The organism is Nostoc sp. ATCC 53789 (assembly GCF_009873495.1).
Taxonomy (GTDB): Bacteria; Cyanobacteriota; Cyanobacteriia; order Cyanobacteriales; family Nostocaceae; genus Nostoc; species Nostoc muscorum_A.
The window spans coordinates 7,251,433-7,271,471 of the sequence record NZ_CP046703.1 but is presented as its reverse complement, the minus strand read 5'-3'; the positions used below and the strand labels follow the sequence as shown (position 1 = coordinate 7,271,471).

Below are 20,039 nucleotides of genomic sequence, written 5' to 3'. Positions count from 1 at the left end.
AAGCACGAGTAATTACTTAGATAAATCAAAAAACCTCATCTCGCAACTGGGATGAGGTTTTTTTATGCACAGCTATTAACGAGACTCAATATGGATTAAACTAGTGAATTTACTGAAGGCAATTATTGTCTTTCCTTCATAAATTTAATAGTTGATTCCTCTAGGGTCATAATAAATCTTCACCTTTGATTTTGTAGTTAATTTTTATTAAATTAAGCTACCAAAAAAGTAAGAGATAATTCTTTCATAAATTCGGGTATGGCACTGTTTAACAAGGAAGGTTCCTATCCTTCGCCATTAGTGATTTAAATATGTAAAAAATAATTCATAAATTTAAAGTTTTTTTATTACATGATTTTTAACTAGGGTATTTACTTAGAAAGGCATCTGTGATATTTTCATGTTGATTATCATAAATTAAAATATGCGACACTAAATTTAACAACCACCTTTATGTGTCTTGGTTTGATGAGTAGAGTATCCATCTTGCATATTTGCGGTGATTAAGTATTGATTTTAAGTTTGTATAAATTATGTGTTGTTAACCAAGTGATAACTTGTCCTCGATCTATTTACATTATGCTTTGGTTTGAGAAACGCATAACAATCGTAACCGTGTGACATAAATATAGGTCTGAAATTAGACGAAACTATCCTCTGTACTATTACATATTTAGGCACCTGAATTGTACAGAAGTCTTGCCACTACTAGCATAAAACCAAACACTACCACTGTTAGTAAAAGAGATACTCCCTAATATTTTCGACTTAATTCCTCACTTTTAGTTGTTTTATATGACTTATATTAAGAACACTTTTCCCGAATTTCTTACTACCATAGAAGGGTTTGAACAGTTACCCGATGGAGCGATCGCTAATCTATCAGAACAACTGCAAGCCTGGCGCTATCGCATAGGTCAAAAAATCATTGGTAAAGAAAGTCTCCCGGAACGCATCACCATTATTTATGAGGGACAAGTGCGCCTCTTGGGATACGATCCCCAGACGCAAATGCCAATTACCCTAAAATTGCTGCAACCTGGAGAAATTATCGGCGAAATTAGTTTGTTGCGTGATGTTGCCTGCGAGACTGCGATCGCCTCTACCGAAGTAGTATGTTTAACCTTGAGTGCATCGGCATATTTTAGTTTTCTCGCTTCATACCCAGCTTTTGCCGAAGCTCGCAAGAATCGCAGTTATTTGATAGAAGTTTTTGATATTCTCGGCTCCTATTGGCAAAAGCAAGCGATCGCAACTTTAAATCTCAGAGAACTTACAGAAAAAGCCTTACCACAGGCAAAAATCCATTACTTACCTCCAGGAAAAACTGCATTTAACCAACTGGATAGCGCAAAGGTCTGGTTTGTAAGCGGCGGTGGTACAATCACGAATTTATCACCTGGCGATCGCCTAGAAGCAGACGACGATCGAGACAAGATTCAGGTCATAGGTCAAAACCCTTCCAGGTTGGTTGGTATCCATCCCTCAGATTTGATCTTAGAAGACAGTCATCAGATAGTACTGGCGGTAAATAACACCCAAGTAGATAGCCAAGATGATGATGAATTAGATATCCCTTACGCATCAGACGAAATCGTTCCCCAGCCAGTCCCCGATACCTCAAAGAGTTCGTCAAAACAAAAATACCCGTTTTTTAGTGGTAAGGGAGAATTAAATACAGCCTTCGCCTGCTTCCAAATGATTGCGAAGCACCTAGAAATACCGTTTCGTCGAGAAGTGGTTCGCCGCATCTTAACTGAGCAAGTCAAACGTCAGGGTCTTATATCGTTTCAAGTTACTGCTTACCTGGCAGAATTAATCGGACTTAAGGCGCAGTTAATAGAAATACCAGTCTCCTCCGTAACGCGTATCCCTACACCAGCATTGATTCGCTATGGTGATAATTTTGCAGTTTTATATGCGGCAGATGCAAATACCGTGGTTGTGGGTGTCCCATCCAAAGGAATTGTGCGCTGTAAACCTGCTCAATTGGTTGAACAATTAGATGTTGATCCAACCAACTTTCCGCCCCAAGCTAAAGTATTACTGCTCAGTGCTACCAACCAAACACCCCAAGAACGTTTTAGTTTAAGGTGGTTTCTGCCATATTTGTCAAAGCACCGTCGAGTGTTGATCGAGGTTTTTATCGCCTCCTTTTTCGTGCAGTTGGCAGCTTTGGCAAATCCTCTGGTAGTTCAGTTAATTATCGACAAAGTTATCACTCAAAATAGTATTGGTACATTACATATTTTGGGGATTTTACTATTAGTAGTCGGATTATTTGAAGCAGTACTGACTACCTTACGAACTTACTTGTTTGTCGATACCACTAACCGGATCGATATGGGTTTAGGGTCGCAAATTATTGACCACTTATTACGTTTACCACTGCGTTATTTTGAACGCCGACCGGTGGGTGAACTTTCCACTCGCATCAACGAATTAGAAAATATTCGCCAATTTTTAACTGGTACTGCCTTAACAGTGGGATTAGATGCTCTGTTCTCGGTGGTGTATATCGGTGTAATGCTGATTTACAGTTGGCAACTCACCTTGGTAGGCTTAAGCACAATTCCCGTGTTTATCGTGATCACCTTAATTGCTTCTCCCACCATTAGTAGACAGTTACGTGCTAAAGCCGAACGCAACGCCGAAACTCAATCTTATTTAGTGGAGGTGATGTCAGGAATTCAAACCGTAAAAGCGCAAAATATCGAATTGCGATCGCGCTTTTCTTGGCAAGAGCGTTACGCTCGGTTTGTCGCTGCTGGTTTTAAAACGGTTGTAACTTCTACCCTCGCTAACTCCACCAGTAACTTTCTCAACAAACTCAGCAGTTTACTGGTTTTGTGGGTAGGAGCTTATTTAGTACTGCAACAAGAATTAACTTTAGGCGAACTAATTGCCTTTAGAATTATATCGGGTTACGTCACCAGCCCAATATTGCGTTTAGCTCAACTCTGGCAAAGCTTCCAAGAAACAGCCTTATCTCTAGAACGTTTAAGCGATATTGTCGATACGCCACAAGAAGGAGAAACAGACCGCTACAACATCCCCTTACCGACGATTAAGGGAGCAGTAAAATATGAAAATGTTTCCTTTCGATTTGGGACGAGTGGTCCTCTGCAACTTTCCAACGTCAACCTCGAATTTGCGCCAGGAAAATTTATCGGCATCGTCGGACAAAGTGGATCGGGTAAAAGTACGATGATGAAATTGCTGCTGAGACTTTACGAAACTGAGTCCGGCAGAATTTTGATTGATGGTTATGATATTGCCAAAGTCGAACTTTATTCACTGCGACGACAAATTGGCGTAGTTCCCCAAGAAACATTGTTGTTTGACGGTAGCGTTCAAGAAAATATTGCTCTGACGAATCCCGATGCGACAACCGAAGAAATCATCGAAGCGGCTCAGGTTGCGTGCGCTCACGAGTTTATTATGAACTTGCCCAACGGTTACAACACACGGGTGGGAGAACGGGGTTCTGCACTTTCAGGTGGACAACGACAAAGAATTGCGATCGCTCGTTCTGTTTTACAACGACCAAAATTATTAGTTTTAGATGAAGCAACTAGCGCCCTAGACTATCCCACAGAACGGCAAATATGTCTCAATTTAGCTAAAGCATTTAAGGGTGATACAGTATTTTTTATTACCCATCGATTAAATACGGTCAGTAATGCAGACATGATTGTTGTGATGGATAATAGTAGGGTTATAGAACAAGGTAGCCATCAAGAATTAATGGCTACTAAAGGTCATTATTATTATCTGTATCAGCAACAAGATGTGAACTTGTAGTTACTTATTCTTGGCGGCATAGCATTACATAATTTGAACAGTGTCCACCCAAAAACAAATCCAAAATCTAAAATCTAAAACCCAAAATCGTTATGACTCAACTTAATGGGAATCACCACAACGGCAATCAGAAAAACGGGAATCAGAAAAATGGAGTCAAGCAAGATTCACCGGTACTTACAAAACAACAGAAAGCTGCTCAAGAGTCTTTAATTAACTCCAGTAGTGAGGAATTTGAGCAAGCAATTGTCTTGCGTCAATCTCCAGTTTGGTCGCGGGCAATTATGGTTACTCTCATGGGGTTAGCCTGCTTTGGAATTGCTTGGGCTTATTTTGCGAAAATTGAGCAAGTAGTGCCAGCAACAGGGCAATTAAAGCCGCAAGGAACAATCAAAGAAGTTCAGGCTCCTGTTAGTGGAGTTGTGAAAACAGTTAATGTGAAAGATGGACAAGAGGTAAAGTCAGGGGATTTGTTGCTGACTTTTGATTCCATAGCCACTGTTGCCGAATTAAATTCTTTGAATAAAATCCGTATTGCATTAATTAAAGAAAATCAAATTTATCGGCGATTAATGGGGGCAAGTACTGCGGCGGGATCTGAAATTTTGTATTTGCGCGGTAATTTGCCACAAGAAACTGCTTTTCTGCTGAAAAGTCGGGTAGCTTTAGTAGAAGAAAATGACTTATTACGAACTCAATTAAGAAATTCTGGCCGAGATTCTACTTTAGGAATTGATGAGCAACAACGTCTACGAGTTGCCAAAAAAGAATTAGATTCTCGTTCTGCTGCGGCACAGTTGGAAGTAGAGAAAATCAAAAAACAACTAGCTCAGAATAAGTTTAAGCTGGAAGATAGTAAAGCGAGTTTAGCCATTCAACAGGGTATTTTAGATAAACTGAAAATATTATCAGAAGAAGGTGGTATTTCTCAACTTCAGTATCTCAATCAGCAACAAGAAGTACAAAACCGCACGGCGGAAGTAGCACAACTAGGTGAGGAAGAAAAGCGCCTCCAGTTTGATATAGAAAAGGGACAACAAGAATTAAGCAATACGGTGGCTGTTTCTGATAAAAACGTTTTGGATAAGATAGCTGATAACAAACAGCGTATTGCAGCAATCGATAGCCAATTTATGAAAGTTATCCTAGATAATGAACAGCGTTTAGCAGATGTCAATAGTAAAATCTCTCAAACACAGTTAAACGTTAAATATCAAGAACTTCGTGCGCCTGTAAGTGGAACAGTTTTCGATTTACAAGCAAAAAACCCTGGATTTGTAGCGAACCCGACGACAAAAATGCTGCAAATTGTCCCAAAGGAAAACTATATAGCTGAAGTTTTCATCACTAACAAAGATATCGGTTTTGTGCGAAAAGGTATGAAGGTAGATGTTAGGATTGATTCTTTTCCTTACAGCGAATTTGGCGATATCAAAGGGGAAGTGCTGGGGATAGGATCAGACGCATTACCGCCAGACCAAACACATCAGTTTTATAGATTTCCGGCAAAAATTTCATTGGATAAACAATCTTTAGTAATTAAGGGTAAAAACGTCACATTGCAATCAGGTATGTCAATCAGTGCCAACATAAAAGTACGCGAAGAACGGACTGTGCTTAGTTTATTCACTGAGTTGTTTACCAAGCAAATTGATAGTCTTAAAGAGGTACGTTGAAATAATTCGTAATTCGTAATGGGCTTCGCCCCGCTACGCTAACGTAATTCGTAATGACGCTCTCTACGCGGACATGATGTGATGTAGCGATCGCCTTCTGAAGATTATTCTACAGATAGCGATCGCCAAATATCTAATCTAGTCGCCCCATATTTGCTCTACGCTAATGCGGCTACCTTCTCTAACAAGCCCTGAAAGAGCCTTAAGCCATCACTATTGCCCAGCATTGCGTCAGATGCCCTTTCTGGGTGCGGCATCATCCCCAACACATTGCCCTGACGATTGCAAATCCCGGCAATGTTGTTCAGTGAACCGTTGGGATTCTCGCCTTCATAACGAAACACGACTTGCCCGTTATCTTCAATTTCTGCCAGAGTCGCTTCATCCGCGTAGAATCGTCCCTCTCCGTGGGCAATAGGCAAAGTGATAACTTCACTATTGGTATAGGCTTGCGTCCATAAGAGATTGGTACGCTCAACTTTCAAGGGGACGCGATCGCAAATAAAATGCAAATCTCGATTTCTGGTTAACATCCCTGGCAAAAGTCGAGCTTCAGTTAATACCTGAAAACCATTACAAATACCAATGACAAATTTACCCTTTTGAGAGTGTTCAACAACCTGTTGCATCACGGGTGAAAAACGTGCGATCGCACCGCAGCGCAGATAATCTCCGTAACTAAAGCCACCAGGGATGATGACGACATCCAAATCAGCAATGTCTGTTTCTTGATGCCAAACCATGCGAGTTGGTTGTAAAAGCAAATCTCTGGTTACATAAGCAACATCGCGATCGCAATTAGAACCTGGAAAAACAACAACACCAAATTTCATGATTGGGGAATGGGGAATGGGGAATGGGGAGTGAGGGGAGGCAGGGGGCAGGGGAGACAAGGGGACAAGGGGACAAGAGGTGAGAACTTGAAACAAGTTTTTCCCCTTGTCCTCTTGCCCAATGCCCTAAAAGACCCCCGTTTGGGTTTCGACCTCAATTAACTCAAAGCGGTAATTTTCAATTACGGGATTTGCTAGCATTTGGTCACAAATGCGATCGAGGTCTTGACGAGCTTTCTTTTCCTCAGTCGAGGTGATGGTGAGTTCAATGTACTTGCCAATCCGCACCTGGTCAACGTTATCGTATCCCAGTTGCTGAAGACCGGATTGTACAGCCACACCAGCAGGGTCTAAGACTGAAGGACGAAGCGTCACAAAAATTTTGGCTAGATACTTGGTTTGCACGGCTTTTGCTGAATGCTGCGATCGCTATACTATAACTTTCTGTTCCAACTGAGTGAAAATAAGATTACGAAGCCGTTAAAGTTAATTGATCAATTAGCCCATCTAACAGCTTCAACTACAAGTGGCATATTTAAATAATTGTCTATGAGAGCTATACGCACCCGCAGTCAAGAGCGTATTTTCAACCTGCTGAAAACCATCAAAAAAGGCATTTCTGCCCAGGATATTTACGTAGAATTACGTAATACAAATCAGAGTATGGGTTTAGCAACAGTTTACCGTTCTTTAGAAGCCTTAAAACTCGAAGGCATAGTACAAGTACGGAATTTGGCTAATGGTGAAGCCCTCTATAGCCTAGCCCAGCAAGACAAACATCACCTTACCTGCTTGCAATGCGGTGTCTCAATTCCGATTCATCAATGCCCCGTGCATGATTTAGAAGAGCAGTTAGAATCTAGCCATAAGTTTAAAGTTTTTTACCACACCCTAGAGTTTTTTGGATTATGCAGCCAATGCCAAGTAAATCAAGCTACTGGGACTGGTCAATAACCCTGTTTTGTCACTCTGGCAGTAGTATAATAAGGTACAAATGCTAGAACCAAGACACAGAGTATGGTACAGCCCCGTCCAGCCGCACCAACAGTAAAATTTGTGGACGAATATTGCCAGTGGTATAAAAGCCTGTTTCCAGATGTTAGGAGCTTCGAGGCTTTTAAGTACCTTCATGTAGGGTTTATTTCTGAACTAAAAAGGAAAACCTTACCAGAAATAGCAAAAATTGTAGGATTGGATAACCAACAAGGTTTGCATCATTTTTTAACTACATCACCGTGGGATATAGAGAAGTTAAGAGCTTTGCGATTAGAGCTAATTTTACAAGTACTAAAAGGTAGACCAATCATTCTGATTATTGATGAAACAGGAGATAAAAAGAAAGGGAATAAGACAGATTATGTGAAACGGCAGTATATAGGAAACTTGGGAAAAGTAGAGAATGGAATTGTAGCAGTGACAGCGTATGGCGTGTTCTGCGGGATGACTTTTCCACTACTGTTTGAAGTATATAAGCCTCGTGAAAGATTAAAGCCAGAAGATAAGTATTTAACTAAGCCACAAATAGCAGCAATCCTGATGCGGAAGCTAAAATTAATGGGCTTTAAATTCAATTTGGTACTGGCAGATAGTTTATATGGGGAAAGTGGGACGAATTTCATATCTTTGTTAGATGAAATGAATCTAAACTATATAGTAGCGATTCGCTCAAACCATTCTGTAGATTTACTTCCGAGACAGCATACTCAATATTTAGAGTGGCAGAGATTCAAGCGTGTATTTTCTGACCTGAGTAGTGAAAATCGTTATATCAGAGAAATAATTCACGGCAAGCGACAAGAAAAAAGATATTGGCAGATTACTACTGACATTGAGAAATTACCTGGTAATACTACTTGGTATGTGATGAGTAAATACCCAGACCTTAACAAGCGAGATGTAGGAAACTTTTATGGTTTAAGAACTTGGGTTGAATATGGCTTGAAGCAAAGTAAAAATGAATTAGGTTGGGCAGATTATCGGCTGACTCATTATGCGGATATTGAACGCTGGTGGGAGATTGTTTGTAGTAGCTACTTAATGGTGAGTCTACACTCTGAAGAAATGCAGTCTTCTCTACCCAAATCTCCATCAAAATTAGCTTCACACCCCTGGTGGGATGATGGTAAAGGTTGGAAGAATATTCTTAATACCCAGATTCCGCAGGTGCGCTCGTAAATGCTGTATTTTTGAAAATGACCTAAATGCTGCATTTTAGAAGCATGACAGCATCATTAAATATCAGGGTACAGGATATTGACCACTGCGGCATAGTCGCAGGCATCTGTGATGAGATGAATTTAGTAGAACAAATTAACCGACTGCTGGGAACTCACTCTCAAGAAATCATCAGTGCAGGTCAAGTTGTAAAAGCAATGATTTTAAACGGATTAGGATTCGTGAGTGCGCCGTTATATTTGTTTGAAAAGTTTTTCGTAGGCAAAGCTACCGAGCATCTTTTAGGAGAAGGAATACGTCCAGAACACTTAAACGATGACCGTTTGGGTCGAGTATTGGACAAATTATATGAGGCGGGACTAACGAAAGTCAAGCCAGAAAAGAAGCTGACCTCAAGCAGTTGGAAAAACGTTTAATTAAAAAGTTACCAGTTGCCCAATCCGAACTTCGGCAGTTGTCAAACCAAGAATTTGCTTGCTCAAAAGATGCTCTGATTGCGGCACAACGGCTCAGTTCTAAGTTGCCCTTACACCAACTGGCTAATATCCAGGTTAAGGAAGTAAAAAAACATACTGGACGTGGTAGACCCAGTAAGGATGCTGCCCCTACCTTTTACTACCAAGTCGATGCCACGCTAGAACCCAAGGAAATAGCCATCGCCATCGAAACCAAACGCGCTGGAAGATTTATTTTAGCGACCAATGTCCTCGATGCCGAAGAACTCAGCGATGAAGATGTTTTACGTGAATATAAGGCACAGCAGTCTACTGAGCGTGGTTTCCGATTTCTCAAAGACCCTTTATTTTTTACTTCCAGTGTCTTTCTCAATTCGACTGAGCGAGTTGCCGCATTAGCAATGATTATGGGTTTGTGCTTGCTTGTTTATAGTCTGGGTCAAAGAGCTTTACGTCAAGCCTTAGAACGGGCAAAAAAAACTATTGATAATCAGTTGGGTAAACCAACTTCTACTCCCACCTTACGTTGGGTGTTCCAATGTTTTATGTCAATTCATTTGGTTACCGTCTCCCAAATCAAGCAAATTGCCAACTTAACCCATGAAAGGCAATGGATTCTTCAGTTTTTTGGCGCTCCTTGTCGAAAATATTATCTTCTTTCTTAACTAACCTGCGGAATGTGGGTTAATAATCTCCGTTTGACAATTCAACCTTTTACTTTATTTAACTTAATATTTCCCTGGTTAACAGTTTTTCATATTCCCCAATTGTCTTTGGGCTTTTCTAAACTTCAATCTATTATTTATAACCTAACTAGTTCAATTTTTATTTCCCTAACTCACCCTGATTTCTACTTTTCCTCTGCCTAGAGTGACAAAACAGGGATAATCATACCAATTCTATGACAGGAATAAAACGTACTTTACTTCTGTTAGCGCAACGGGGTGTAGCCCATTCAGAATTCCAACTCCCAAATTCTGCTGGAATAAATGCTTTATTCAAACAAAACTCAACCAATTAAATACATCTACAACTGTTAATTGCCAATTTTCCAAGACCCTCAAAACGGGTAAAATATCTTGCTTTTCTTTTAATTCTGGTAATTTATTGGGTTCGAAAACCATGATTGACTCATCAGCAGAATCTAGTAACCAACCTAGCTTTGCTCCATTTTGAATAGAAAATGTAATTTTGCTGATAACTCGGTTGGGTGATTGTTCCGGTGATAGAATTTCAATTATCCAATCTGGAGGAATTTCAAATTTATTTGTAATTCTTCCATTAGGAAGCAATGGAATTCTTTGCCATTCAAAAACGGCAATATCTGGTACTATTGAACGACCTCCAAATGTACAGCGTAATTCAGGAAAGGCATAAGCAATTTTCTGCGGTTTAGCAATCTTATTAATAGCTGTGACTAAACTGCTTTGTAAGGTACTATGTTCTCCTTGTGGCATAGGTTTTTGATATATTTGCCCGTTAAAATACTCGCTTGCTGGTTTTGTTTCTGGTAGTTCTAAGAACTTTTCTACACTTAGTGTTGTGGTTGGCTGAATAGATAACGTCATAATTTACAGTAATGATTTTGAAAAATGAAGGTCAAAAGACAAAGAATTACTGTTGAAGAATTGTTGAGTAGATATGCTGCTGGAGAGCGAGATTTCTCGAAAGTTATCATTGAGGACTCCCGTGAAGGATTGCTCAGAGGTCTTGACCTCAGTAACATCAATCTGGAGGCTTCCATCCTCATTATTGACCTTAGTGGTGCTATTTTGAGGAACGACCTCGATAATGCCGATTTTAGCGAAGTTAACCTCTATGGGTGAATTATCAGGAAGAATAGCTGAAAAAGGTTGTCAGTAGATAATTGTGATTGTCTCGTTCCCAGTCTGAGACTGGAAACGAGGTTTGAAAAGGGTTTTAAACTTAAGTTAATACCAATGCCACTCCCCACTCTTCATTCTTAACTAGGGCGGTTATTTTCTAATCCTGGTATTTGCTTAGAAAATAACTCGTTAGAGTCAACCTGACCATTTGAGATAACGGAACGCATACCTTCAAAAGCAGCAGGGATAGTACGTGGATCTATAAACAAGACCTTGCTGCTATCACTTTTACCAATTGTCGCGCCCATATCCAGATAGCCCAAAGCAAACAGAACTTCCACTGCTTTATTGGCATTGGGATTAGTCTGGAGTTTTTGGGCAATAATGTCTGCTGATTCTGCGATCGCCTGCGCTTTCAAAACTTGCTGCTGACGTTCCGCTTGAGCCTTCAAAATGATCGCCTTTTGTTCAGCTTCCGCTTGCAGAATTGTCGATTTTTGACGAGCTTCCGCATCCAGAAGTTGCGCGTCAGCTTTACCTCTGGCGCTATTGACAGCAGCTTCGCGTTCACCCTCAGAAGTTAAAATTGCTGCCCGTTTGCGTCGTTCTGCCGACATTTGCAATTCCATCGATTCTCGCACTGCCTGAGATGGAATAATATCTCGCAGTTCTACCCGTGTCACTTTCACACCCCAAGGATCGGTAGCAACGTCCAAATCCCGTAGCAAAAGTTCACTAATGTGAGAACGAGCAGTAAAAGTTTGATCCAACTCCAGTTGCCCCATTTCAGCGCGAATTTGAGTTAGCACCATATTTATCATTGCAGCCTGGAGATTTTCTACCTTGTACCAGGCTTTTTCCATATCCACGATGCGCCAGTAAAACACTGCATCTACCTCAATGCCAACATTGTCGCGGGTGATACACTGTTGTGGAGGAATATCTAAGACTTTTTCGCGGATAGTTTCTTTGTAGACAATTTTATCTATGAAAGGAAAGATCACGTTTAGTCCTGGTTCCAGTTTTTTGTTATAACTACCCAATCTTTCCACCAAAGCTTCATTGCCCTGATTGACGACTTTCACAGATCCCGCGACGGCAGAACCACCAAGGGCTAAAAGTACGAGCAAAAAAAACTGTTCCATTGTGAATCTCCTGATTTTTTAAGTATTAAATGTTAAAGAGAGTAGGAAATGGACGAGATGGGGAAATAAAGAAAATAACCAATTCCCCATTCCCAATAACTAAGAATTCAACAAATTTTCTGGTATCACAATCAAAGTAGTACCCTCTCTCCTAACCACATAAACTCTTTGATGGGGTGCTACAGTAAATTTGTCATAGTCACATCGTGCTTGCCAGGAATTTCCCTCATACAATACCCGCCCTGTTTTACCAGGCGGAATTTCTGTTAAAGTTTCGGCTATGACTGCATCCTGAATTTTTGATTTGCGTCGTCGTGGTTGCAAAAACCGACGAGAAAGCACGATTAGGAATGTGGAAAGTAATAGCCAAACTACAACTTGCAACCATACATTTCCCAAACCCACTCCAGACAGCAGCGCCACCACAAAAGCGCTAATTCCCATCATGAAGGCGACAAACGCCGATGGTAAGAACAGTTCCATGAGACACAAAACTGCTCCCGCCAGAAGCCAGATTAAGGTCAAACTTGGCATAGTGCCATCCTAGACTCTACATTGACGTAAATCCATTTCTACGATTAGATACAGCCAGACGTAAGTTATTTACAGAAAGCAAAACTTGGTCTTTTTACCAATAATTTTGATTACTTTCAGTAACCAGGTGTAGCTAGCGGTACACAAATCCAGTCTATTCTAGCCTTCAAGCCATTGCCAGCTAAATGTAATCGAAATTCATGAGTTGATTGGTTTTTAAATTTATACTTTTATGATTTCTACTCAACTGACAATTTATTGTATAAATCCAGGCTGTAATAGCCCCATTAACCCTATTGGAGATCGTGTTTGTGCAAGTTGCCAAACTCCCTTGGTTCACCGCTATCTTTGGGCTACTGGCTCATTGTCTGCTCAAATTACACCAGGCACAAAAGTAGCAGATAGATATGGAGTAATTACTCGCCAGATTTGGCTGGATACTCAACCAGGACTACCACCAGATGTCCCTGAAGAATTACCGAAGGAAGTAATTCCTTATCTACGGTTATATCAAGAACGGTTACATCTGCCCCAAGCTTATGGGTTTGCTAGTGATGGTGAGGAAGATACAACTGATATCTTGTTATTAGAAAATGTGCCGATAGATGACACAGGAAATATCTATCCAACTATTGTTGAGGCTTGGGAGCAAGCAACGGCGGTACGACAAGTTTATTGGCTGTGGCAAATTCTTCAACTTTGGACACCTTTATCAGAATTAGGACTTAGCCGCAGTTTACTGGTGGTAGACAACTTGAGAGTCCAAGGTTGGTGTGTGCGACTGTTAGAACTCTACCAAACACCAGAAGATGAGAAGCTGAGTTTAAAAAATCTGGGGGAGTGTTGGCAGTTTTGGGTAGCTTCTGCAAAGACATCAGTAGCTAAAGGGTTGCAGAACATAGTCCAGGATATGTGTGAAACGGAAATTGAGTTGGATGATGTTGCTACTCAACTCAATGGTTTATTACTAGCATCTGCGGCAGAATTTCCACTAGTTTTGAAGGTGGCAGGTTTTACAGATATTGGCCCAATTATGGCGCAAAATGAAGACGCTTGCTACCCGAATACTTTGAATGACTTAGATGAGCCTTTATTCTCCCACTTGTCAATTGTTTGTGATGGCATTGGTGGGCACGAAGGCGGCGAGGTTGCCAGTAGATTGGCAGTGCAGTCTGTAAAGTTGCAAATTCGCGCCTTACTAGCGGAGGTTACAGAACAAGCTGCACTTGTATCACCAGAGTTATTGCAGGAACAATTAGAAGCAAGCTTACGGGTGGTAAATAATGTGATTTGTGCCCGCAATAACGAACAAAAACGTCAAGGTAAAGAACGTATGGCTACAACCATTGTCATGGCGTTGCAAGTTCCACAGCGAGTACAGACAAGTACTGGGTGGCAATCAAATAATACCCATGAACTTTACTTGGCTAATGTTGGCGATAGCCGTGCCTATTGGATTACTCGCAACTATTGTCAGCTACTCACAGTAGATGATGATGTGGCGACGCGAGAAGTCCGCTTTGCCAAAAGTTTGTATCGAAAAGCATTAATAAGAACAGATGCTACTGCCTTAACTCAAGCGTTGGGAACAAGAAATGCAGAATCTTTACGTCTTAAGATTCAGCGATTTATTGTGGAAGAAGATGGCATATTACTACTGTGTTCTGATGGGTTAAGTGATAATAACAGGGTGGAACAATATTGGCAAGATTATGCAATACCCGTGTTAAAAGACCAGATGACAGTTGAAGATGCTGTCCGCAACTGGATTAACTTGGCAAACGAAAAAAATGGGCGTGATAATACGTCAGTTGTTCTCACTCATTGCCGTGTTTCTCCCGAATACTTAGTACCTGTGACTCCGGCGTTACCAGAAGAAATCATAGAAGCAGAGATACAAGAAGAACAAGAAGAACAAGAGGAATTAGAGGAACAACAGGAATTAGAGGAACAACAGGAATTAGAGGAACAACAGGAACAAGAGGAATTAATTTCCTTCACAGAAAGTCCGCAAACTTTGCTAGATTTGGATCTAGGTTTGGATCTAGATTTGGATCTACATTTAGATACTTCAGAGGAATCAGTTACAAGCCCAGAAATTCCACCAACCTTAATTACAAAACCTAATCGGGGTAAACGCTTGGTAATGCTGGGGGGAATATTGGCGTTGCTTGTAGGAGGTACAAGTTTAGGATTATTTGCTTGGTGGCAAATTAATCCTCAAGGATTCCAGCAAATGTGTCGGCAACTTCCTCAAAAAGTGCAGCAATTGTGTCCACCGGGGAATTAGCTTGCTAATTTGAGAACATTGAAGAAGAATTCAGAAGTCAGAATTCAGAAGTCAGAATTCAGGAGTCAGAATTAAGATATTCGTAAGCGTTGCACTATAAGCTTTTTCGGTCACAATCCATTCTGTTAGCGGTAGCGGGGCATTTAGCCCATCTGAATCCTGACTCCTGAATTCTGTTGCGATAAATAATCGAAAACGCGAAGTATCCTTAAGACGCTTCGCGTTTATATGCTAAAAAGAGTGCCTAATTACTTGAGTTTGGACTAATTGGCATTTAGCAGCAATGAATAGAAAGCAAGAAAAAGTTACCCAACTTCTTTTAGAGGCTGAGTTAAGTTGAATCGTTGAAAAAGAAGCAGAAACTAAGCAGCAGTTAGATCAGCGTTCTTAAGTGATTCTTCGGTTTTAGGTTTTTTAGATGCGTGTTTTTTGACAGTGGGATAACGCTTACGCGAAGGTGGCTGATGCCCTTGGGCACGCCCAGGTGATTTACCGCGAGTTTTCGGGGGTTGAGCAGGAGTGCCAATAGTGGCTAAAATTAGAGGAAAGGCTTGTGCTACGCGTCCTGGAGACAGTTTATCCTGAGTCGATTGCCAAGGCAAGGGGGAATCAATACAGGCAAGTCTAGCTAGCCATAATTGCCAAGTTAACAATGGCATCAGGTCACTCCATCGCTCTGCTGCCTGAGTAGAGCCAAGCTGAGGCTGTGTCCAATATAACCTCTGCTTGGCAAATCGATACCAATGTTCTAGAGCAAAGCGGCGGAGGTATTTTTGCCAGAGATCCTCTAATGGAGGCATTGTCTGACCCAACCAAGCTAGCCATAAGGGTTGGAACTTACGATTGCGTCCAACTGGTTGGATCACCTCGACGCGAATGATTTCCATTGCCCGGTTTGGAGATTGAAGAAAATGAAACCCACTCCAGCGCATGACTTTTACTCGACCAACTTGCGGGTCTTCAACTTCTAGAGTTTCAGTTACCTCTGCCCAAGTTTCCGAGTCATTGAACTTAAACTTATGACCATGTTTACACGGTGCGCCTCGTCCTTTGTAAGTACCGGGTGTACCCCATACGCATCGGTTAGAAGCTAAACGCAGCAACAGGTCTGCGTCAATCTTCTCCGTGGCTTGGACAAATTTGGCGTTGCCGTAGCCTCGGTCATAAGCAGCAAGCGGTCTTTTGCCTAACTCACGGGTTATTTGTTTAAGTTGGAATGCGGCTTTACTTGTTGGCGTTTCAAAGCTGGTGATCCGTTCGTGCTTTAACGGCAATGCCCAACTCCCATCCGCTTCTGGTATCCACGCTAACGTACTGTAACTTTGTCCGATGCCTATGCTTCCCCTGGAGTCCCCATGAAAAGTTCTTTCTTTTAGTGTCTTCGCTTCTGGTCTTGCCCAAAAGCTATGATCTCCTGCTAGAAATGGCTGTTCATCCGTCACTACCTCCTGTACCAGTAGCTTCATCAGTTTTCTTTTTGGTGGACGACTATCATGTAGTGCTGCATAAATGCTCGACCATTGCCGTCGAAATACTGGGCTTTGTGACAAGCTTACAAACGATGGGATACTCGGACTTGTTAATACTGCATCCATCAATTCAAATACTGCATCTTTGGCCTTTCCCAAACAATCGTAGATACCTTGGCGGAATTTTTCTAGTTGTGTCAGGATCATCACGTCAATGATTTATCGATTACTTTCATTGACTTTACGGCAGTCAGTGTTACTGCTGACTGCTTTTCTCTAGCTTTTTAGTCCAAACTCCAGTAATTAATTGCCGTCCTAAGCTGCAACTTTTTCCTCAAATGGCTTAAAAGTTTTTTTGCTAGCGCCGCAAATCGGACATTCCCAATCATCAGGAATTTCTTCAAAAGGTGTACCAGGTGCAATCCCAGAATCGGGATCGCCAGCAACAGGATCGTAAATCATACTGCATTGTCTACAAATCCATTTCCGAGTTTTAGGATCTTCACCTGCAACTCTAGTTGCTGTTTGTCCTCCGTTTAATACTTCTAAGGCTTCAGCATAGCGATCGGCATGGTAATTTTCGATGAATTTTAGCAAGCCAAAACGGTGTGCAGCTTCTCGAAATGTGTTGGCATGATCGGTAGATTCTTTAACTTGTTTGAGAAATTCTTCAGCCGCAGGATTGTCGCGATCGCGTTGGGCATCGGCGGCAAACTCTGGATACATTGTAGTATATTCATAAGTCTCGCCTTCAATTGCCAAAGATAAACAGCGAGATATAATTTCTCGTTTTTGTTCATCAGTTAAAGCGGCCGCATTTTCTACCACAAGTTCTGGATGCAGCAACTTAAAATGTGCAAAAGCGTGTTCAGTTTCTTGATCTGCTGTTTCTTTAAAAAGTTTTGCCAAGTCTGGAAACCCAAGTTGACGCGCTACGTCAGCAAAAAACAGATACTTGCGATTTGCCATCGATTCACCACCGAAGGCAGCTTCTAAGTTTTGAAGTGTAGTAAAGTTGGACAAATCCATAATTTTGGATGACAGGGAAGTGATATTTAGTACGAAAACACAGACTCTACAACCGGATAAACTAGGCGTTCTTTGTATAAGCTAGAAACGGTTTATACAAACTTTTTCAGCCCATAATTTAGCAATCCGTTTTGTTAGCTGCTCTTGGACAATTATATTCGAGTAAAAAGCTCGAATGAATCGGAGTAGCAGTCTAATTTTCGCCTACCCTAACAGGACTAGCAATGCCCAGGTTACTAGCTGAGGTTTTGAAACGGAGAATATCGCGTTTATGAGGCAATACGCTTGGGTTAAGGGCTACTGGCAAAAATTTTGGGTTTTTGAGAACCGATAAATCGCCGTCTCTACAAGTGTTTTGAGTTTATCTGAACTGTATTGGTTGATGAGGAGAGCTTTAATTATCTCATGCGATTCCACCGTTTACACGGATATTTTGCCCAGTGATCCATCTGGCTTCATCGCTAGCGAGAAAGGCTACTACATCGGCGATTTCTTGCACATCTCCCAGCTTGCCAAAAGCAGCCATTTGAGCCAAACGATCTATCTGTTCTTGGGTTTTGCCTTCTCGGAATAGTTCTGTATCGGTAGGGCCAGGAGAAATAACATTAACTGCGATCGCTTTTGCACCCAATTCTTTAGCTAATACCCGCGTGATTTGTTCAACAGCACCTTTGGTTCCTACATAAGCGCTATAAGTTGGCAGCATCATCACCGTAGTTGATGACGAAAAGTTGATAATCCGTCCGCCTTCTGATAGGTGTTGCGCGGCTTGTTGGCAAGCAAAAAAAGTACCTTTGACATTAATAGCAAAAATCGCATCGAAATCTTCTTCACTCACCTGAGTAATTGTTTTATAGAAGGCGATTCCGGCATTGTTGACTAAAATATCAACTTTACCAAAACGTTCAAGTGTTTGCTCAAACAGGCGTTGGATGTCGGGTACTTTGCTAATATCGGCTTGAATAGCGATCGCTTCTACTCCCAACTTTTCAATTTCTGCAACAACTTCTTGTGCTTTGGCTGCATTACCCGCATAGTTGACAACAATAGATGCGCCGTTACCAGCTAATTTTAGTGCGATCGCTCGTCCAATTCCCCGCGATGCACCAGTGATAATTGCAACTTTCCCCGATAAAGATGACATAGATTAATCTAGTTTTATTTTGGAGCAACAAAGTGATTATCTGCTGTTAAAGTACTGTACTAAGGTTAAATTTTGTCATTTGTCATTTGTCCTCCACTTGCCCAATCCTCAGTAGAGACGAGATTAATCGCGTCTCTACCCACTCCCTTTAATTAAGATTCTGGAACGATCGCAGCACCATCTCTAAGATTGAGCAACCCTGAGATAATAACTTTATCTTCTGGTTGTAATCCTTCAAGAACTTGGTAATTATTATCTTTGATTTCGCCTAGCTTCACGCGCTTTTGTCGAGCTACTTGTTGAGATATACCTTGGGGAGATGTTTCGGTTTCAACTACATACACAAAAGTGTCGCCACCTACACGAGTCATTGCAGTTGTGGGGATTAAAATTCCGGGGCGCTGATTCCAAAACACTCTAGCCCTTACCAATTGATCTGCACGTAGCTGACCGTTAGGATTGTCAAAAAGTGCTTTGATAAGTATCCCTTGTGTTTCGTTATTAGCAGTAGGCGCAATGAAAAATACTCTACTTCTACCCAGCTTTTGACCTTGTGTATTCATTACTTCAACTGGCATTCCCTTACGCAATTGCGGCCCTTGCTGTAGTGGCACAGAGATGTTGACTTCTAAAGGCCGATTTTGCGTGAGATTAACTAATTGTGTGGAAGTATTAACTAAATCACCTACTTTCACAGCAATGTTGCCAACTGTGCCACTAAAAGGAGCGGTAATTTTGTCAGACTGGATTTGTTGTGTTTGAGTATTTACATTAGCTTGCTGTAAGGTTTTTTCAGCCTGCAATATATTGGCTCTTTGGGCTTGAATCCTGGAATCAATTGCATCAAGACTAGTTTTAGCATTGGCAAGTCGATCAGCAAACTGATTGCGAGTCTGTCGAGAAACGGCTCCTTGTTCAGCTAGAGTGGAATATTTTTCGTAGGTTTGCTGATACAATTGCACATTCTCAACGTATGATGCTCGTTGGGCTTCTAGAGATTTCAGTACAGTGCGGGCAGTTTCCAGTTGCAATAAAAATGCTTGAGGCGCAGCATTGTTAGGAGCGATCGCTGCTTGTGGTGTACGATCTACCTGTATAATTGCCGCTCCCTCGGCTACTGGATCTCCCGATTTCACAAATATTTGGCTAACTTGGCCCTGAATCCTCGGCTGGAGGATGACTGAGCGCTGGGATTTTAGGCTAGCAATAAAATCTGAACTTTCCTCAATTATGCCGCTTTGTACTGTGGATACTTTGACTCTTACCCCTTGAGGTTGAGCGTTAGTAGTTGAAGGCGCTGAATTTTGCGGAGTGAGCAAACGCCAAACGAGAGCTGTTCCGCCCCCTAACAATAGTAGTGCTGCTAAAAATAACCAAAGCCACCGCCGTTTTCCAGAAGGTGGCTCAAATGAGGTTTGTGGAGCTTTTTCTCCAAAATCAGTTTGAGGCTCAGGGGATGTCATGGCTTATGAGGATAAGGAACAAATTAACTAGAATTCAATCAAAATTTCATCTGTTTATATTGAAATTACTGATTTAGCATGAGGTTTTGTGGCAAATTATGTGTTACCCCATCCAAATATACAGTTTTGATGATTCTGTCTTAATCTACCGAAAGGTTAATCCCTAATCTTTCATCCACTTATAGTAATGGAAAAG

Annotated in this window: 15 protein-coding genes and 2 pseudogenes; 8 read left to right on the top strand and 9 right to left on the bottom strand. The window is 41.3% G+C overall.

Features of this window, described 5'->3' with window-relative positions; translation table 11 throughout:
* Positions 1 to 795 precede the first annotated feature (795 nt).
* Entirely contained in the window at positions 796 to 3,804 is a 3,009-nt protein-coding gene (locus tag GJB62_RS30005) for a peptidase domain-containing ABC transporter (protein WP_114080345.1), read from the top strand.
* A 92-nt stretch (positions 3,805 to 3,896) separates the two neighbouring features.
* Positions 3,897 to 5,480, top strand: a complete 1,584-nt coding sequence (locus GJB62_RS30000; protein ID WP_114080346.1) for an HlyD family efflux transporter periplasmic adaptor subunit — start codon at positions 3,897 to 3,899, stop codon at positions 5,478 to 5,480.
* A gap of 158 nt (positions 5,481 to 5,638) precedes the next feature.
* Here the strand turns inward: GJB62_RS30000 and purQ are convergent, their stop codons facing one another.
* A complete protein-coding gene (gene purQ, locus GJB62_RS29995) occupies positions 5,639 to 6,313 on the bottom strand; it encodes a phosphoribosylformylglycinamidine synthase subunit PurQ (RefSeq protein WP_114080347.1) in 675 nt (224 codons plus the stop codon).
* Between the two features lie 126 nt (positions 6,314 to 6,439).
* Positions 6,440 to 6,718 carry a phosphoribosylformylglycinamidine synthase subunit PurS gene (gene purS / locus GJB62_RS29990; protein ID WP_012412776.1) on the bottom strand — a complete coding sequence of 93 codons (279 nt, stop codon included), beginning with the start codon at positions 6,716 to 6,718 and terminating at the stop codon, positions 6,440 to 6,442.
* Positions 6,719 to 6,862: 144 nt separating this feature from the next.
* Here purS and GJB62_RS29985 point away from each other — a divergent pair, with 144 nt between their 5' ends.
* The 4 genes and pseudogenes from GJB62_RS29985 to GJB62_RS29970 all read left to right on the top strand — a co-directional run.
* On the top strand, positions 6,863 to 7,267 hold the full coding sequence (locus GJB62_RS29985; RefSeq protein ID WP_114080348.1) for a Fur family transcriptional regulator: 405 nt from the start codon (positions 6,863 to 6,865) through the stop codon (positions 7,265 to 7,267).
* Between the two features lie 63 nt (positions 7,268 to 7,330).
* Positions 7,331 to 8,488, top strand: a complete 1,158-nt coding sequence (locus GJB62_RS29980; RefSeq protein ID WP_245246049.1) for an IS701 family transposase — start codon at positions 7,331 to 7,333, stop codon at positions 8,486 to 8,488.
* A 44-nt stretch (positions 8,489 to 8,532) separates the two neighbouring features.
* Positions 8,533 to 9,608 (top strand): annotated as a pseudogene (locus GJB62_RS29975) (IS1634 family transposase).
* 18 nt (positions 9,609 to 9,626) lie between these two features.
* A pseudogene (locus GJB62_RS29970) lies at positions 9,627 to 9,812 on the top strand (IS701 family transposase); the annotation flags it as partial.
* 129 nt (positions 9,813 to 9,941) lie between these two features.
* Here the strand turns inward: GJB62_RS29970 and GJB62_RS29965 are convergent.
* Positions 9,942 to 10,511 (bottom strand): Uma2 family endonuclease, encoded by a 570-nt coding sequence (locus GJB62_RS29965; protein ID WP_114080978.1) that lies wholly within the window; start codon positions 10,509 to 10,511, stop codon positions 9,942 to 9,944.
* A gap of 24 nt (positions 10,512 to 10,535) precedes the next feature.
* Here GJB62_RS29965 and GJB62_RS29960 point away from each other — a divergent pair, with 24 nt between their 5' ends.
* On the top strand, positions 10,536 to 10,769 hold the full coding sequence (locus GJB62_RS29960; protein ID WP_114080977.1) for a pentapeptide repeat-containing protein: 234 nt from the start codon (positions 10,536 to 10,538) through the stop codon (positions 10,767 to 10,769).
* 137 nt (positions 10,770 to 10,906) lie between these two features.
* Here the strand turns inward: GJB62_RS29960 and GJB62_RS29955 are convergent, their stop codons facing one another.
* On the bottom strand, positions 10,907 to 11,914 hold the full coding sequence (locus GJB62_RS29955) for an SPFH domain-containing protein (protein WP_114080976.1): 1,008 nt from the start codon (positions 11,912 to 11,914) through the stop codon (positions 10,907 to 10,909).
* Between the two features lie 99 nt (positions 11,915 to 12,013).
* Positions 12,014 to 12,448, bottom strand: a complete 435-nt coding sequence (locus tag GJB62_RS29950) for an NfeD family protein (RefSeq protein WP_114080975.1) — start codon at positions 12,446 to 12,448, stop codon at positions 12,014 to 12,016.
* A gap of 232 nt (positions 12,449 to 12,680) precedes the next feature.
* Between GJB62_RS29950 and GJB62_RS29945 the strand changes: the two genes are divergently transcribed.
* Positions 12,681 to 14,738, top strand: coding sequence for a protein phosphatase 2C domain-containing protein (locus tag GJB62_RS29945; protein WP_114080974.1), 2,058 nt, complete (start codon positions 12,681 to 12,683; stop codon positions 14,736 to 14,738).
* A 362-nt stretch (positions 14,739 to 15,100) separates the two neighbouring features.
* Here the strand turns inward: GJB62_RS29945 and GJB62_RS29940 are convergent, their stop codons facing one another.
* The 4 genes from GJB62_RS29940 to GJB62_RS29925 all read right to left on the bottom strand — a co-directional run bounded on the left by GJB62_RS29940 (position 15,101) and on the right by GJB62_RS29925 (position 19,843).
* Positions 15,101 to 16,414: an NF041680 family putative transposase gene (locus GJB62_RS29940; protein WP_159402443.1), complete on the bottom strand. Its 1,314-nt coding sequence runs from the start codon at positions 16,412 to 16,414 to the stop codon at positions 15,101 to 15,103.
* Between the two features lie 108 nt (positions 16,415 to 16,522).
* On the bottom strand, positions 16,523 to 17,236 hold the full coding sequence (locus GJB62_RS29935; protein ID WP_114080607.1) for a rubrerythrin family protein: 714 nt from the start codon (positions 17,234 to 17,236) through the stop codon (positions 16,523 to 16,525).
* A 403-nt stretch (positions 17,237 to 17,639) separates the two neighbouring features.
* Complete coding sequence (locus tag GJB62_RS29930; RefSeq protein WP_114080608.1) at positions 17,640 to 18,380, bottom strand: SDR family oxidoreductase; 741 nt, start codon at positions 18,378 to 18,380, stop codon at positions 17,640 to 17,642.
* 152 nt (positions 18,381 to 18,532) lie between these two features.
* On the bottom strand, positions 18,533 to 19,843 hold the full coding sequence (locus GJB62_RS29925) for an efflux RND transporter periplasmic adaptor subunit (protein WP_114080609.1): 1,311 nt from the start codon (positions 19,841 to 19,843) through the stop codon (positions 18,533 to 18,535).
* Between the last annotated feature and the right edge of the window lie 196 nt (positions 19,844 to 20,039).